The 15,378-nt window shown below is 53.8% G+C and carries 15 protein-coding genes; 1 reads left to right on the forward strand and 14 read right to left on the reverse strand.

The genetic code is table 11. The features are described from left to right. Positions 1-82 precede the first annotated feature (82 nt). From sucD to SACSAC_RS00560, 3 genes are all read right to left on the reverse strand, one after another. Entirely contained in the window at positions 83-1,012 is a 930-nt protein-coding gene (gene sucD / locus SACSAC_RS00550; protein WP_037282405.1) for a succinate--CoA ligase subunit alpha, read from the reverse strand. 96 nt (positions 1,013-1,108) lie between these two features. Beyond that, the gene (gene sucC, locus SACSAC_RS00555) at positions 1,109-2,266 is read right to left on the reverse strand and encodes an ADP-forming succinate--CoA ligase subunit beta (RefSeq protein ID WP_037282407.1); all 1,158 of its coding nucleotides are present in this window, start codon (positions 2,264-2,266) and stop codon (positions 1,109-1,111) included. 259 nt (positions 2,267-2,525) lie between these two features. Continuing rightward, positions 2,526-2,993 (reverse strand): MarR family winged helix-turn-helix transcriptional regulator, encoded by a 468-nt coding sequence (locus tag SACSAC_RS00560; protein ID WP_037282409.1) that lies wholly within the window; start codon positions 2,991-2,993, stop codon positions 2,526-2,528. A gap of 252 nt (positions 2,994-3,245) precedes the next feature. Between SACSAC_RS00560 and SACSAC_RS00565 the strand changes: the two genes are divergently transcribed. After that, positions 3,246-4,820 (forward strand): YifB family Mg chelatase-like AAA ATPase, encoded by a 1,575-nt coding sequence (locus tag SACSAC_RS00565; RefSeq protein WP_037282412.1) that lies wholly within the window; start codon positions 3,246-3,248, stop codon positions 4,818-4,820. 77 nt (positions 4,821-4,897) lie between these two features. On the opposite strand, the gene SACSAC_RS00570 is transcribed toward SACSAC_RS00565, so the two are convergent. The 11 genes from SACSAC_RS00570 to SACSAC_RS00620 all read right to left on the reverse strand — a co-directional run bounded on the left by SACSAC_RS00570 (position 4,898) and on the right by SACSAC_RS00620 (position 15,368). After that, on the reverse strand, positions 4,898-5,326 hold the full coding sequence (locus tag SACSAC_RS00570; protein ID WP_084777847.1) for a YraN family protein: 429 nt from the start codon (positions 5,324-5,326) through the stop codon (positions 4,898-4,900). Beyond that, positions 5,323-5,622 carry an EscU/YscU/HrcU family type III secretion system export apparatus switch protein gene (locus tag SACSAC_RS00575; RefSeq protein ID WP_037282414.1) on the reverse strand — a complete coding sequence of 100 codons (300 nt, stop codon included), beginning with the start codon at positions 5,620-5,622 and terminating at the stop codon, positions 5,323-5,325. The genes SACSAC_RS00570 and SACSAC_RS00575 overlap by 4 nt, the downstream gene beginning before the upstream one ends. Beyond that, positions 5,619-7,784, reverse strand: a complete 2,166-nt coding sequence (locus SACSAC_RS00580; RefSeq protein ID WP_037282417.1) for a flagellar hook-length control protein FliK — start codon at positions 7,782-7,784, stop codon at positions 5,619-5,621. The genes SACSAC_RS00575 and SACSAC_RS00580 overlap by 4 nt, the downstream gene beginning before the upstream one ends. A 114-nt stretch (positions 7,785-7,898) precedes the next feature. Next, a complete protein-coding gene (locus SACSAC_RS00585; protein WP_084778378.1) occupies positions 7,899-8,585 on the reverse strand; it encodes a ribonuclease HII in 687 nt (228 codons plus the stop codon). Positions 8,586-8,685: 100 nt separating this feature from the next. Continuing rightward, positions 8,686-9,549: a ribosome biogenesis GTPase YlqF gene (gene ylqF, locus SACSAC_RS00590; protein WP_037282419.1), complete on the reverse strand. Its 864-nt coding sequence runs from the start codon at positions 9,547-9,549 to the stop codon at positions 8,686-8,688. A gap of 58 nt (positions 9,550-9,607) precedes the next feature. Then, on the reverse strand, positions 9,608-10,228 hold the full coding sequence (gene lepB, locus SACSAC_RS00595) for a signal peptidase I (RefSeq protein ID WP_037282422.1): 621 nt from the start codon (positions 10,226-10,228) through the stop codon (positions 9,608-9,610). Between the two features lie 223 nt (positions 10,229-10,451). Further along, the gene (gene rplS / locus SACSAC_RS00600; protein WP_037282428.1) at positions 10,452-10,796 is read right to left on the reverse strand and encodes a 50S ribosomal protein L19; all 345 of its coding nucleotides are present in this window, start codon (positions 10,794-10,796) and stop codon (positions 10,452-10,454) included. Between the two features lie 163 nt (positions 10,797-10,959). After that, the gene (locus SACSAC_RS00605; RefSeq protein WP_037282430.1) at positions 10,960-13,377 is read right to left on the reverse strand and encodes a TPM domain-containing protein; all 2,418 of its coding nucleotides are present in this window, start codon (positions 13,375-13,377) and stop codon (positions 10,960-10,962) included. Between the two features lie 247 nt (positions 13,378-13,624). Continuing rightward, positions 13,625-14,422, reverse strand: coding sequence for a tRNA (guanosine(37)-N1)-methyltransferase TrmD (gene trmD, locus SACSAC_RS00610; RefSeq protein WP_037291678.1), 798 nt, complete (start codon positions 14,420-14,422; stop codon positions 13,625-13,627). A gap of 11 nt (positions 14,423-14,433) precedes the next feature. After that, positions 14,434-14,970 carry a ribosome maturation factor RimM gene (rimM, locus tag SACSAC_RS00615; RefSeq protein ID WP_037282432.1) on the reverse strand — a complete coding sequence of 179 codons (537 nt, stop codon included), beginning with the start codon at positions 14,968-14,970 and terminating at the stop codon, positions 14,434-14,436. A 167-nt stretch (positions 14,971-15,137) separates the two neighbouring features. Beyond that, positions 15,138-15,368, reverse strand: coding sequence for a KH domain-containing protein (locus SACSAC_RS00620; RefSeq protein ID WP_037282434.1), 231 nt, complete (start codon positions 15,366-15,368; stop codon positions 15,138-15,140). Positions 15,369-15,378: the final 10 nt, after the last annotated feature.

A 15,378-nucleotide genomic window follows, 5' to 3' on the forward strand; every position in this document is an offset into this window, starting at 1 on the left:
AAAGAAAGGCTGCCTGCCTTGGTTCCGTTCAGTTCTAAATTAAACTTTCACCTTGCCATTGTGCCAGAAAAACGCCAACGAATCAACCGGCTGTAAACGTTTCAAGCACGCCTCGTTCTTCAAGTACGGCTACGAGAGTCGCACCCATTTCGGCCGGAGTCGGAGCGACGCGAATCCCGCACTCCTCCAGCTTGGCGATTTTCTCCGCAGCCGTACCTTTGCCGCCCGAAATGATGGCACCCGCGTGCCCCATCCGTTTCCCCGGAGGAGCCGTAGCACCGCCGATGAAGCCGACGACGGGTTTGGTCATGTTGGCTTTGATCCATTCGGCGGCTTCTTCCTCTGCCGTGCCGCCGATCTCGCCGATCATCACCACCGCTTGCGTGCCTTCGTCTTCATTAAAGAGCTTCAGGATATCGATGAATTCCGAACCCTTAACCGGGTCGCCGCCGATCCCGACCGCCGTAGATTGACCGATGCCGCGCGTGGTCAATTGGTGCACGGCTTCATAAGTAAGCGTTCCGCTGCGAGAAACGACGCCTACTTTGCCCGCTTTATGGATATACCCCGGCATGATGCCGATTTTGCACGCTTCCGGCGTAATGACGCCCGGGCAGTTCGGTCCGATCAGCACCGTCTTTTTGCCTTCGAGATAACGCTTGACCTTGACCATGTCCAGCACCGGAATGCCTTCGGTAATACAGATCACAAGTTCAAGTTCGGCGTCGATCGCTTCCATGATGGAATCCGCGGCAAATGCAGGCGGTACATAGATTACGCTAGCCGTCGCACCTGTTTCTTTAACTGCGTCATTTACAGTGTTGAACACCGGAAGCTTCACGGAGCTGCCGTTTTCAAGCGTGATTTCAACGTTAGTGCCGCCTTTGCCCGGGGTTACGCCGCCAACCATCTGCGTGCCGTATTCCAAAGCGCCCTTGGTATGGAAAAGCCCCGTCTCGCCCGTAATCCCCTGCGTAATGACTTTCGTATTTTTATCCACCAGAATGCTCATGCCAGTCCACATCCTCCGTTTAAAGTCAGTTTGTGAAATCTAGTAGCTTGTCAGCGTTAAAATTCCGACAAGGCACTGCTGCGTTGATTCCGTCGACTATACCAGCTCCACGATTCGTTTCGCGCCATCGGCCATCGAGTCTGCCGACACGATATTAAGTCCCGATTCGTTCAGAATCTTTTTGCCGAGGTCGACGTTCGTGCCTTCGAGACGTACAACGAGTGGTTTTTCCAGCTTGATTTGCTTGGCCGCTTCAACCACACCGTCCGCGATTACATCACAACGCATGATCCCACCGAAGATGTTGATAAAGATCCCTTTGACTTCCGGGTCGGACAAAATGATCTTGAAGGCTTCAGTTACTTTCTCCTTCGTCGCACCGCCCCCTACGTCCAGGAAGTTGGCGGGTTCGCCGCCGTAGTATTTGATGATATCCATCGTTGCCATCGCCAAACCCGCACCGTTGACCATGCAACCGATGTTGCCGTCAAGAGCGATGTAGCTCAGGTCGAATTTGGATGCGGCGATTTCCTTCTCGTCCTCTTCATCGAGGTCGCGAAGCGCCAAAATATCTTTATGACGGAATAACGAGTTCGAATCAAAGTTCAGCTTGGCATCGAGCGCAATGACATCGCCGTCGCCTGTGACGACTAGCGGATTAATCTCCGCGATCGAGCAGTCCTTATCCACGAACGCTTCATACAGGGCCAACATGAACTTAGCAGCTTTGTTGACCAGCTCTTTCGGAATATTAATCGCGTACGCCAGACGACGAGCCTGGAACGGCTGAAGTCCTACGGCCGGGTCGACCACTTCGCGGAAAATCTTTTCGGGCGTTGCGGCCGCAACTTCCTCGATTTCCGTTCCGCCTTCTTCAGAAGCCATCAGCACGACGCTGCCGGTTCCCCGGTCCACAACGACGCCTACATAATATTCCTTCTTGATATCGCAGCCTTCTTCAATCAGAAGCCGCTTGATTTCTTTGCCTTCCGGGCCTGTCTGGTGGGTAACGAGCACTTTGCCGATCAATTCTTCGGCATAAGTACGTACTTCATCCAGGCTTTTGGCCACTTTGACCCCTCCGGCCTTACCGCGTCCGCCCGCGTGGATCTGCGCTTTTACGACGACGATCGGAGTTCCGAGTTCGCGGGCTGCGTCTACGGCTTCCGCCGCGCTGAACGCTACCTTGCCGCGAGGCACGGTTACTCCGTACTGCTGCAAAACTTCTTTGCCTTGATATTCATGGATATTCATTCGTGAATCCTCCTATCAAATTGGCTCGCACCAGGCGGGTTGCCAGGCAGAAAAGTACAACCTCAACCATTATAGCACGACTGGCAAACAAAATTGAAACGCTTTCTTAAAATTCGAACTATTCCGCTTTTTTCGACATTTTTCAAACGGGCGCAAAGCATGCAGGATACAGAGTTCATGTATTTCCGACAAAAAAACCGAAAGCCTCGAAGGCTTTCGGTTTTCGGAAATTTAGGGCGTGTCTTCAAGTATGCGTTGCTTATTTGCCCGAAGAAGAAACGTTCACGTCATGCGCTCGCGCCAGCAAATTTTGGAATCTGCCGAGCAGTTCCACAAATTCCGGCACGTCCATACGCAGATCACGCGCCATGCATTCCGGAATATGCGCGGCCTGATCTTGCAACGCGCGGCCTTTTTTCGTCAGCGAAATAAAAACTTTGCGCTCGTCCTCGGTTGAACGGTTACGTTCCACAAGCCCTGCGGCTTCCAATCTTTTGAGCAGCGGCGTCAGCGTCCCCGAATCCAGGAACAATTCTTCGCCAAGCTCCTTCACCGTCCGTTCATCCTGCTCCCATAATACGATCAACACGAGATACTGCGAGTAGGTCACGCCCAATTGTTCCAAATAGGGCTGGTACATCTTCGTGATCTCGCGCGAGCTGGCATAAATCGAGAAGCACAGCATATTGTCCAACTGAAGCTGCGGATATTCATTGACTTTGCCCATTCTGCGCACTCCTCCCGTTAACTACTGGTTTTTTTCCGAAAATCGCTTACAAACATAATCGCATTAAATTTGATTGTTGTAAATACGTTTGGGTCGAATTCATGAAAAAACTTGCATACGGCATATCTTGACTTTCAAAACGTTGCGCTTAGAATAAAACTATGCGTTATTAAACGATTCGGAAAAAGAGGAAGCACCCTTTTTCGGTCTGGCGGATTGTCCGCTATTTCAGAAAATGAGGTGTGTTTTGTTATGTACGGAAAAAGTTATAGCGCTTGCTTGTACGGCGTCGACGGCGTCATTGTAGAAGTTGAAGTCGATATTACGAACGGGCTGCCGCAGACGACGATCATCGGATTGCCGGACTCCGCGATTCGCGAATCGACGGACCGGGTCAAGGCGGCGCTCAAAAATTGCGGCTTTCGGTTTCCGAGTCGACGCGTCACCATCAATCTGGCTCCTGCGGATTTGCGCAAGGAAGGCTCTTCGCTTGATTTGGCGATTGCGCTCGGCATTTTACTGACGGATGAACAGCTTGCTTTGCCGGCAGGCAGTCGATTGATCGCGGTCGGCGAGCTGTCGCTTGACGGCTCCTTGCGTCCGGTGCCGGGCGTATTGGCTATGGCCGATTGCGCGCGCAGACAAGGGTTCGACGCGATCGTGACTGCTTCTGCCAATGCGGACGAAGCTTCATTGGTAAACGGGTTGACGGTCTATTCGCTGCCTCATTTGCGTATGCTGGTACCGGAATCGCAACGCGAAGAGTTATCTGCCGGAAAAGAAAAACGGTACGAATTTGACGCCGACGGCCTTCGTTACGCGCACATCGCGTCCGAAGAATCAAGTATCTTCCCGGCAACGCATGACGACTATGCCGATGTGCTGGGTCAGGAGCATGCCAAGCGGGCACTGACGATCGCCGCGGCCGGTATGCATAATATCTTGCTTTCGGGACCTCCGGGCACCGGAAAAACGATGTTGATCAAACGCCTGCCCGGTATCATGACCGATCTTTCCGAGAACGAAGCGCTTGAAGCCACCAAAATTCTTAGTGCCGCCGGGCGGCTGAATCATATTAGGCACGGCCTTGTGCGGCGTCGTCCGTTTCGTGCGCCGCATCATACGATTTCTCCCTCGGGACTGGCAGGCGGAGGTTCGATCCCGCGACCCGGCGAGGTGAGTCTGGCCCACAGAGGCATATTATTTCTGGATGAACTGCCGGAATTTTCGCGCGGCGCGCTGGAAGTACTGCGACAGCCGCTTGAAGACCGAACGGTAACGATCAGTCGCGCACGGGCCGCTTTCACTTTTCCCGCACACTTCATGCTGGCCTGCTCCATGAACCCCTGCCCTTGCGGCGGCGGTCTCGATGAGAACGGTCAATCCGCCTGTTCCTGTTCGCCGTCGACGATCCTGCGTTACCGCAGCCGGATTTCAGGTCCGTTGCTCGACCGCATCGATATGCAGGTCGAGGTTCCTCAGCCGCCGCCTAGCGATCTCATCCGTCCAGGCTCCTCTTCCGTCGAACTTCGTGAACGAGTTTTGTTCGCTTCTGAGCGCCAAAAAACGCGCTATCGTTCGTTAAACGTGGAGTGCAACAGTCAATTAAGCGGAGCCTTGCTGCGCAAACATGCGAATCCGGGCCGTGAGGCACAAGTTTTACTCGATACCGCCATTAGCGCATTAGGGCTGAGCATGCGCTCGCGCGATCGCATCTTGAAGCTGGCTCTAACGATTGCCGACTTGGAAGATTCGAATGAAATTCGTACCGAGCATATTGCGGAGGCGCTTCAATATCGGCAGATGGATCGGAGAATGCGGGAATAGACCAATAGAAATAAAAAGGAGTTGTCCTGTGATAAGGACAACTCCTTTTTATGCGGCGATCGGCAATCCGCAGTCTGTCAAAACGCGTCTTCAATATGCTTCAATGATCGAATCTCCAAATCACGCCCCAACATAACCGCAACGGCATCGAAACGAATCGGCCGATCCGAGATTCCAAAGCGATGCAGATAAACTTCAGCGGTTCGTCTGACTTGTTGGATTTTGCGTGCGTCGATCGACTCGGCCGGCATTCCGTAGCCTAGCCCGCTCCGACTCCGCACTTCAACAAACAACAAAATCTCTCCCTGCTCCGCAATCATATCCAGTTCGCCGGAGCGGCAGCTCCAGTTGCGCTCGATAATACGCCAGCCTTGCTGTTGCAAATAGGAAGCCGCCGCTTCTTCGGCCGCTTTACCTTTGTCTTTGCGCGTGGGAGATACGATCTTCTTATGTATAGCCGAGCCGTCCACGGTTGTGGACGGCTTTGTTTTTGACGATTCGCTCATAGTCCTTTTCGCCTCCCGGCTTCGCGATCGCTGCGATATACGAACGAAAGCAACTCGGCGACAAGCCCGTACAACTCGGCAGGGATTTGTTGATCCAGATCCAACTTGGACAACACTTCGACCAAGGCTGCATCTTCTTGAATCGGAACCCCCGCTTCTTGGGCCCGTGCTAGAATGGATTCCGCGATACTGCCGCTGCCTTTTGCCACAACGACCGGAGCGGACATCTGCTCCGGCGCGTATTTGAGTGCGACTGCGCGTTTGCGGGCCGTCTCTTCGGATTTGGTTTCTTTCATATTTTCACGTCCACTCCCCGATACGCAGGCGGAGCATACGATAGCGACGTTCCGGACTCTCCGTTGCTTTCCATGCTGCGCTCAGGCAAAGCATCCGTGCGCAGAGCCAACAACTGGTAACCCGCCGCTTCAAATGCCGAAGCGATTTGAGGTTGCCCCGCTTCCAGCAGAGGCCGTGCCCAGTCTTCGTCATTGCGGAAATTAAGGCTGACTTTACGGTCCGCCACTTGGACGTCGATCAACGTACGCCCTAACGACTTCATATCCAAATCGAACCATAGACGGCAGTTGGACGCGTCAAGCTCTCCTTTGGGTCCTCGACGAGATTCGATCTGTACAGATGCCGTCTGATTACCATCCGGGCCTACGAACGGGAGAAACATCGTGACTTGGGCAAAAGGCGCCGTACGATCGGTGTTCAGCAGCAGCTGTTGTCCCGTCATTTGCTGGACCGCTTGCTGTGCCGCATCCTTTAGGCCAGCAGGCAGCGAATCGGAAGCAGACAACTGCAACAAGAGAGATTTCAGCGTCTCGCGTACTTCTGCGACGGACTGCTGCGCGGCAGGCGTTTGGGCAGCCGCTCGGTTATCCGCAGTCGCGGCACCATCCGTACGCATCGCCTCACCTTGTACCGCGCGCAGCGCCTGATCGGCGGCATTTCGGACAGCAGCGGAGTCTTCGGGGCGAACCTCTGCGTTTGTCGCGGCTGCAGCAGCCGCGGAAGCCGCATTGGCTGCTGCTCCTTGCTGGGTCTGCGCCGCTGAAGTCTGCGCAAGCTGCGCTGCCGTTTGAGCGGCAGCCGGAGACGGAGAAGCAGGTGGTGCAGACTGCGGTAATGGAGTACTGTTTGCTGCCGCTTGCGTCGGTATAGAAGTCGGCGTATTTAACAATGTGGAACGCGCAGTCTGCTGTTCGTGCTCGGCACCCAACATTTTAAGCAGACGCCCCACCCATGGTCCGGCATCCGCCGCGTCTGCCTGCGCAGTGGTTTGACCATTCCGGGCGGCTGCCGCATTTGCGTTCTCCGTGCTGCCTGCAGCAGCCGTGCGCAGTTCGCCGAGCAGCGTCTGTATTTTACGCAGCAAAGCGGCATCCGTTTGCGGCAATTCCGATGCTCCGGCATTCCGACCAGTTGCCTCTGCCTGTGCAGCAGTTGAGCCTTGTCCTTGCAAGGCCTGCTGCGCGGTGTTCCCCGTTGGAGTTTGATTCACGCCTGTGGCAGCGGAAGTCGTGCGCTCCGCCGCTTTAGCTGCACCTGTCGTTTGCGCGGCCTCCGGTGCAGCGGAATCTCCAGCAGCCGAAGTCGCGCCCGCAGCCGCTTGGGTAGCGTTACGAATCTGCGCCGGGTTCCCGTCTTCCGGCGATGTCGCATTCGTCGTCAAGCCCGCAGCCGCAGCAGAAATAGGGTTTGCATTGCCGGTTGCCGCATTACCCGAGACATTTTGCCCGTTAGTCGGCAAAGCCCCGGCAGTTCCGGTAGCGGCCTGTCCCGAAGCGGCTCCCAACTGCGGAGCACTTAATCCGCGACCCGGCAAAGCTGTTCCTTCACCCGCTCCTTCGCCCAACTGCGCCAGTGCCGCGGCAACCTGCTGTCCAAGATTTTGCAATACGGCGGAAGCCGGAGCGCCGAATACGGCCTGCTGCATTCCCGATACGCTCTGAGGCGTAATCGGCAGTCCTCTTTGCTGTAAAATCCCGATCGAACGCACCCATTGCTGAGCATCGACAGAAGCCGGCTTCTGCGCAAGCATATTGCGTACTTCAGCAGCATTTTCCTTGGTCATCGGAATTTCTGCCTGCTGCATCATGCGAACCATCTCGCGGTTTTGCTTATTATCCGGCATTCCCAGTTGTTTCAATGTATCTTCCATCGATTGCGCACCCGCGGCTGCACCCGGAGGGGCCGCAACAGGCTTCATCACGATCGAGCCGTCTTCGGCGGCAGGCTGAACTTCCATAAAAGCCGTTTGTCCGGCCTGCAAAGGCGTCTCCAGCTTCGCATTAACCTTTACGCCCTGGATCTGAACAACCGCCTCCTTGCCGTCTTCCGATACCGATTGGACTACGCCTCTAACCACTTGCCCGGCACGCAGATCCACTTGCTTGGCTTCACCCGGCTTGGCATCTCCGATCATACTTTTAAACAACGAACCGATGTTCATCTCGCTCACCTCTCTAACTGCTGCTTTGTAGTCGGATTTCTCCCTTATGACTGATATATCGGAAAAAACGCCTCTTATAATAAGAAGCGTTTATGCTCGTTTGCAAAAGTCCGATCAGCGCAGCTGCTCATACTCCGCCTTCATTTTAACCAAAAAACTATGACGGTGCAGATCGCTGATCCCCAGCTCCAAAATTTTCTCGCGGTGCACGGCCGTTCCGTAGCCTTTATGTACCGCAATGCCATACCCCGGGTAATCCTGTTCCCATTCGCCTGCGCAAAGCCGATCCCGCGTGACCTTCGCGATGATCGAAGCGGCTCCGATACTCTGGCTGAGCGAGTCCCCTTTGATAATCGCCCGCTGCGGAAGATCCGCTTGAATGCTCTCCGCATCCACCAACAGCGCATCCGGCTGCTGCGTCAAGGCTTCTACAGCCATCTTCATGGCCAAACGAGACGCCTGCTTAATATTGATCTGATCAATGGTCTTCGGGTCGACACGCCCCACGCCAACGGCAACCGCTTCGCGCAAGATGATCTCATAAAGTTCATCCCGCTTTTTCTCCGATAATTTCTTCGAATCATCGATTCCCTCAATTTTAAGCCCGGTAGGCAAAATGACCGCCGCAGCCACGACATCGCCAAACATACAACCGCGACCGACTTCGTCCACCCCTGCAATATGTTCAAAACCTTCCGCCCACAGTTCTTTTTCTAAAAGCAGACGATCGACTTCAATCTTGATCTTTTTGGGCTTACTGGGTGCCTTCGTCGTTTCTTCACTCTTTTTGGCTCTTGGCATAATGTTTTCCTCCGTTCCCGTTATGCAAAAAGGATCGCCGAACTGCTCGGCGATCCAATCCCGCGCTGCCTGCACGGCTCATGTTTCCTGTATCCAATGCTTAGAAAGGCTCTTCCAAAGAGAAGCGGCCCAATTTGCCCGAACGAAGATCGCGCAAGAATAATACCGATGCCTTGGTCAGATCGACCCGGCCGCCGCTCATGATACAGCCGCGTTTACGTCCGATTTCTTCCATAATGTGTACAATTTCGTCCGGATCGTCAAAAACGGTCGGACGTTCGCCAAGCGCGTAACGCTCGGACAAGCGGTCCCAATAATGCTCCGCGCAATACTTGATCGCAAAGAACGTCACTTCCTCCACGTTCAGTACGTCTTCTTTAATCGCTCCGGTCACTGCGAGCTTCATACCCACGTTTTGGTCATCGAACTTCGGCCACAAAATCCCCGGCGTATCGAGAAGTTCCATTTCCTTGCCGATTTTGATCCACTGTTGGCCTTTCGTTACGCCTGGACGATCTCCCGTCTCCGCGATGCTTTTGCCGGCCAGTTTGTTGATCAAGGTCGACTTGCCCACGTTCGGGATACCGACGATCAGTCCACGAATCGCACGAGGATTCATGCCTTTCGCAATCTGACGATCGATCTTTTCCTTGAGCAGCTGTTTCGCATACACCGAGATGTCTTTGACGCCGCGACCTCCGGGCGTATCCGTCTCGATGGCCAAGTGGCCTTCCTCGCGGAAGTATTCGATCCATCTTTTCGTAACTTCGGGATCAGCCAAGTCGGACTTGTTCAACAAAATCAGCCTGGGCTTGTCCTTGAGAATGTCTCCGATCATCGGGTTGCGGCTGGACAGCGGCAAGCGGGCGTCAAGCAATTCGATCGCAAGATCGATCAAACCCAGCTTCGCTTCGATCTGTCTCCGTGCACGAGTCATGTGACCGGGGAACCATTGAATGGTCATAACGGTATTTCACCTCTCCTAACGGCCGGAAAACGGAACGGATTCCGGCACGGTCATGCTAATGATTGACGATATGCATTTCGCTGAACGGCCAGAAGACCAGGTCGGCCCGGCCGGTAATGTCGCTGTAAGGGACGTAACCGATCATTCGGCTGTCTTTGCTATTTGGACGATTGTCGCCCATCACGAATACGTGACCTTCAGGCACGGTGCCGTCAGGGAATGTCGCATTCGGGAAATTCGTATTGTTGTTATACGTCTCGCCGTTGGCGTGCGCCTGATCAAGAACACCCTGGATGTACGGTTCTTCGATCACTTCACCGTTGACCGTAACCTCGTCGCCTTCGACCTTAACGGTATCGCCCGGCAAAGCAATAACACGTTTGATAAACTCTTTGTTATCTTCGGAAGGAACTTTGAATACGATAACCTCGTCTTTTTTCGGAGCACGGATGTCGTACAAAATCTTGTTGACGATGACGCGTTCGCCATCATGGAAATTCGGTTGCATCGAGGAACCATCAACCATATAAGGCGCGAACAGCAGCCAGCGGATGACAAACACCAACACTAATGCAATGGCGATGGCTTTTACCCATTCGAGCGTCTCGCTTTTCACTTTGTTTTTCGGATTGTTAGGCGCTTCTTCCGCTGCAGGGCGGTTTACGTTTTCTTCCATGGATAGCCCTCTCCTTACGCTTGATATCCAAACATCAGCATTTTGCAAAACCGCACATCCGTGCCTTGAAAAGGTACTGGATCCAGCCGGTTTTGAGAAATGCTCATATTTTACGGGGCTAATACGTCCCTTTTTACCTATGAATCGCTTTTGAGAATAAAACGAAAGGAGCTTGTTTCCAAGCTCCCCATTTTTCGTTCGCTTAGACTTCCGCGAGGGAAGATTAACGACGAATTTCTTTAATTCTTGCTGCTTTACCGCGCAGTTCGCGCAGGTAGTACAGTTTCGCACGACGCACTTTACCGTGGCGCACGACTTCGATTTTGTCGAGTTTTGGCGAGTTGATCGGGAACGTTCTTTCAACGCCTACGCCGTAAGAGATCTTACGAACGGTGAAAGTTTCAGCGATACCGCCGCCTTTACGTTTGATGACTACGCCTTCGAACAACTGGATACGCTCGCGAGTTCCCTCGATAACCTTAACGTGCACTTTCAAAGTGTCGCCAGGACGGAAGCTCGGGATATCTTTGCGAAGTTGTTCTTGAGTCAGAGCTTGAATCAGATTCATAATTTGTTTCCTCCTTCCACTCATGCGTTCGTACGTCTTCTTCGGAAAATAATTCCGCCTCATCATTCGCAGAGGACCGCAAGATTACACAACGGATTGATTTTATCATGAAGTCATGTAAAAAGGCAATACGTTATCTAAAAATAAATCAAAAGAAAAAGTCTTACCATTTCGAAGAACCCGAAGAGCGGCCTCCGCCCCCTCCTTTGCCCCACGAAGAAGACCCGCCGGACCGTCCCCCGCCGCCCCAGCTGGAGCCGCCGGATGAACGTCCTCCTCCGGGACGGCTTCCGCCGCCAGGCCCGCCGAATCCGCCTCCGAAGCCTCCGCCTCCGCGGTTGTTATTGTTGGCCCGTTGAACGGCACGCCGATAATCGCGCTCCATCTCTTCAAGCACCTGACGCCCGAAAGCGGCTTGCGCCAGTGCATCTTCGAAGCGTCCTGCCGCAATCAGACGGCGTGCTTCGGTTTCGAACCCGCCGTAACGGCCTGCATAAGAATTCGTGCGCAGGTAACGTCGATACGTCTGCTCACGCCCCGTAAAGTCGCCGCTTAGCTGCTCCAACTGCCGCATTGCCTGATCGCGGCGTTCCTGCAAATCCCGTATATGCTGCGCAAAATCGGAAGCATTCCGTTCGTACGCCGCCAGCAGCGGTTCTGCGCGAAGCAAATCGATCGGCTCGCTTTTCAACGCTCCGGCCACAGTCTCTCCTTCGCTTTCTGCCGCTTGAAGCGCCCGGTCGTACTCCGGCATATGCACGCCCATGGCCCGGTAAGTCGATCCGGCTTGACGGAAAATGCTGCGAGCCCCTTCGAAACGCTGCTGCGAAGCGCGCTGCTGCGCATCCAGCTCGTCCGCATATCCCAAAGCTTCGCGCATCCGTTCGCGCGACCGGGCTGCCAGCTCGTCCACGCGATCGCTTTTTTCCCGGGCGGCTTTGTAATACTGCACTTGCGGATTGAGAGCCGAACGAATCTCCGGCAGCAAACGGCGAATTTCCTCTTCCGCCCGATCGATTTCCTCGCGACGTCCCCGCTGGGTGCCTAAATGAGACTCGGCGTAACGACCTCTCAACTCATTTAACTCCTGCTCGTAACGAGGCGCAAACCCTTCGATTTCACGCAGCAGGCTTTGCGCGTCCTCGAGCGACTCGGCCGACGTGCTTCGACTCTCCAAACGACGTTTCACGATGTCCTTTGCCTCCGCAATATGGGAAGCGATTCGTTCGGCCGATTGCTTGGCTGCCGGAACATCTCCTGCCTGAATCAACTCGTTCAAGCGCTGCGTCTCCGCTCCCGCTTCGCTAAGAACGCGGAATGGATCTTCCTCGGTCAGCAGTAGCCCTTCACGCTCCGTGACGGGGCGCAGCTCCCGTTCCGTCTGAACGATCTTTCCGGGCCATTGCGCGGCCTCCGAAGCCAAACTGCTCAGCGATTCCACATAGCCCGAGATTTCATTGAGACGCGACAACGACTGTTCAGCCGGCGCAGATGCCTGCATCACATCGAATTCATCCAAACTGTCTGCTTTCGCGAGCAGCGCCGCCGCCTCATCCAGTTCCCTTTGCAGAGTCGTCAAGGGATACCCGGTATCCGCCTTCAGTTTTTCCAGCGCTTCCCGCGTTTCCCGCTCCACTTCTTTGCCTTCCTTGACTCTGCGGCGAACTTCAGCGAAGCTGGCGGATACTTGCTCGAAGCGTTCGTTCAAAGCCGTCACCCGATTTTCCCAACCCTGAACCTCGCCGGTTAACGTATCCAGTTCTTTTCTTTGGGCGCGCGAGGCAAAGGTTCCCGGACGGAATGCGGCAAGGCGCGTAGACAGCGACTCCGCGCTCTGATGCAGCTCTACCGCTTCGCGGCTGATTCCCTCCGCTTCTTTTAACGTCTCTCCCTGAACAAAGCCCATTTCTACTTCGCGGAAAAGTTCGGATACCATAATGCCGTCCACCACGGCAGATGTCGCCTTCTGCCGATCGCGAAGCTCTCCTGCACGCTTTTTCACCTTGGAGCCCGACTGGAACATGCTGAACAGCACGTAAGCACCGATGCCAAGCACGGCGAGCGCCAGAATCGCATACAGCCAAGTCCCTCCGGCCAACAGTCCCCCCGGACCGCCGGAGCCCGAGGAAGCGCCTCCCGCACCGTTGACGTACTCGCCGACGGCCAAAGCGCCCGCTGCCGGTCCGTCGTCTTGCGCCGCGGGAACGAACGCACGGTCGATAATACGTTGAGCGTTGCCCAAAGCGGAATTTTTCAACTCTAAATAAACCAAGTTCGGGTCCGTCACGATCAAGAGCAGCAGCTCATTCGACCCCAATCCCCAGGCATCGTAGGTCTGTGCGGACAAACGCGCTGCTTCACTCTCGCTCATCCCGCTCTCCGTCAGCACGTAGACCGTATATTTTCCGCCGGACAGCTCGTTTTCCAATTGCCTGATCTGACTGTCCGTAAACAACCCTGCTTCATCCGTGACGATGCCGCTTCGCTGCGGGCTTGAAGCGGATACCGACAAGATCGGCGTCAACATCAACAATAAGACCGCCAATACGGGCAGTACCTTTCTCCAATCGATTCTGCGCATCCTTTAATCCTCCTGTTTCCTTAACCTAATGTCATTTAATCATCCAGCTCCATCTACTTTCCAGTTTACCATCTTCGGCCAAAAAACGATAAGAACATCTGCAATCTCTATCTTCTTGCACGATTCGATGCTTGGTGAAGCGATGATTCCAAAGCAAATACCCCTACGATGATCCGTCTTTTTGGACGATTCCGTAGGGGGTATATTCATTTATCTTCATCTAGAACTTTTAAAAGTAGGCGATCTGCTACTCGTGCAGAGCTGACTCTTCCCGCTTCAATTCTTCGAGCCACTTCAACTCTTGTTTGGTCAGCGTTATTCGCTCCAGAAGCTCCGGACGGCGCTGAAGCGTACGGCGAAGCGACTCCCTTCTACGCCAAGCTTCGATGTTCGCATGATGGCCCGACAACAGAATATCCGGCACTTTCATCCCCCGAAACTCCGTTGGACGGGTATAGTGAGGATACTCCAGCAGTCCTGTACTGAACGAATCCGTCACGGCGCTATTTTCATTGCCCAACACGCCCGGAAGCAAACGAACGGTACTGTCGATCATCACCATGGCAGGCAGCTCGCCGCCGGTCAATACATAATCGCCGATCGAGATCTCGTCGGTTACCAGACCGTCGCGAATCCGTTCATCATAACCTTCATAATGTCCGCAGATGAAGATCAGATGGTCCTCTTTGGCAAACTCCTCCGCTTTTTTCTGCGTGAACGTCTCGCCTTGCGGACACAGCAAAACGATGCGCGGACGCGAAAGTGATTCGTTTGCAGGAAGTTCGGCCGCGACAATCCCGCCTTCGATCTCGCGTTTGCGCAGCAGGTCCTCTACAGCGGCAAAAATCGGTTCCGGCTTGAGCACCATGCCTCCCCCTCCGCCGTACGGCGTATCGTCAACCTGCCCGTGTTTGCTGGTCGAGTACTGACGAAAGTTTACGGCAGACAACTCCACGATGCCTTTATCCCTTGCTTTTCCCAAAATACTCGTACCGAATACGCCATCGAACATTTCCGGAAATAAAGTGAGCACATCAATCCGCATCCGTGCACTCATTAGTCCAGCAGTCCTTCCATAACCTCGATACGTACTTTTTTCTCTGCAACATTTACTTCTTTCACAACCGATTCGATAAACGGAATCAGCAGCTCCTTGCCGCCTTTACGCTTCACGACCCAGACATCGTTGGCACCCGGCGTCAGGATATCGGTAATGATTCCTAGTTCTTCGCCTTCTTCGCTTAGTACGGTGCAACCGATGATTTCGTGGAAGTAGTAAGCGTTATCCTCTGCTGCTACGGCTTCTTCTTTCGGCACCTTAATTTCCCAGCCTTTATACTTCTCGACCTGATTGATGTTGTCGTAGCCTTCCAGCTTCACGATATAAACGGTCTTTTGCTCGCGCGCGGAAACGACTTTGACTTTCAAAGCTTTGCCGTCCTCCGGCGAGATCAGCAGCAATTCTTTCCCTTGCGCAAAACGAAGCTCGGGAAAATCGGTAAACGGAAAAACTTTCAGCTCGCCGCGTACTCCATGGGTGTTTGCTACTTTACCTACACTTAGGAAATCCTGTTGAGTATTTGAATTTGTCATTTGTATTCGATCCTTTCGATTCTAGTAACTTGTCAGCGCTAAAGGTGCTATTTCTTCATCTATAGATATACGATAACAGTCTTGATAATGTACGAAAAGGGGCTAGGAAGATAACCTCCTAACCCCTTTTCGTATATCTTTAAGACCGGAAAGCCAAGCTTTCCCTTTTAAGACTGGATATCCACGGTAACCCGCTTGTCCAGTTTGACTGCTGCCGACGTTACGACCGTACGCAGCGCCTTGGCGATACGTCCCTGCTTTCCGATGATCTTACCGATATCATCCGGATGCACAGAGAGCTCGTAAACTACCAAGGACTCTTTCTCTATCGTACGGACCTTAACGTCTTCCGGGTGATCGACCAGAGCTTTTGCGATAACCGCTACTAACTGTTCCATGTCAACCCCT

Source organism: Saccharibacillus sacchari DSM 19268, from assembly GCF_000585395.1.
GTDB lineage: Bacteria > Bacillota > Bacilli > Paenibacillales > Paenibacillaceae > Saccharibacillus > Saccharibacillus sacchari.

Bases quoted from the DNA above. Each gene is read 5' to 3' on its own strand.
- sucD (WP_037282405.1), bottom strand. From the start codon at position 1,012: ATGAGCATTCTGGTGGATAAAAATACGAAAGTCATTACGCAGGGGATT.
- sucC (WP_037282407.1), bottom strand. From the start codon at position 2,266: ATGAATATCCATGAATATCAAGGCAAAGAAGTTTTGCAGCAGTACGGA.
- SACSAC_RS00560 (WP_037282409.1), bottom strand. From the start codon at position 2,993: ATGGGCAAAGTCAATGAATATCCGCAGCTTCAGTTGGACAATATGCTG.
- SACSAC_RS00565 (WP_037282412.1), top strand. From the start codon at position 3,246: ATGTACGGAAAAAGTTATAGCGCTTGCTTGTACGGCGTCGACGGCGTC.
- SACSAC_RS00570 (WP_084777847.1), bottom strand. From the start codon at position 5,326: ATGAGCGAATCGTCAAAAACAAAGCCGTCCACAACCGTGGACGGCTCG.
- SACSAC_RS00575 (WP_037282414.1), bottom strand. From the start codon at position 5,622: ATGAAAGAAACCAAATCCGAAGAGACGGCCCGCAAACGCGCAGTCGCA.
- SACSAC_RS00580 (WP_037282417.1), bottom strand. From the start codon at position 7,784: ATGAACATCGGTTCGTTGTTTAAAAGTATGATCGGAGATGCCAAGCCG.
- SACSAC_RS00585 (WP_084778378.1), bottom strand. From the start codon at position 8,585: ATGCCAAGAGCCAAAAAGAGTGAAGAAACGACGAAGGCACCCAGTAAG.
- ylqF (WP_037282419.1), bottom strand. From the start codon at position 9,549: ATGACCATTCAATGGTTCCCCGGTCACATGACTCGTGCACGGAGACAG.
- lepB (WP_037282422.1), bottom strand. From the start codon at position 10,228: ATGGAAGAAAACGTAAACCGCCCTGCAGCGGAAGAAGCGCCTAACAAT.
- rplS (WP_037282428.1), bottom strand. From the start codon at position 10,796: ATGAATCTGATTCAAGCTCTGACTCAAGAACAACTTCGCAAAGATATC.
- SACSAC_RS00605 (WP_037282430.1), bottom strand. From the start codon at position 13,377: ATGCGCAGAATCGATTGGAGAAAGGTACTGCCCGTATTGGCGGTCTTA.
- trmD (WP_037291678.1), bottom strand. From the start codon at position 14,422: ATGCGGATTGATGTGCTCACTTTATTTCCGGAAATGTTCGATGGCGTA.
- rimM (WP_037282432.1), bottom strand. From the start codon at position 14,970: ATGACAAATTCAAATACTCAACAGGATTTCCTAAGTGTAGGTAAAGTA.
- SACSAC_RS00620 (WP_037282434.1), bottom strand. From the start codon at position 15,368: ATGGAACAGTTAGTAGCGGTTATCGCAAAAGCTCTGGTCGATCACCCG.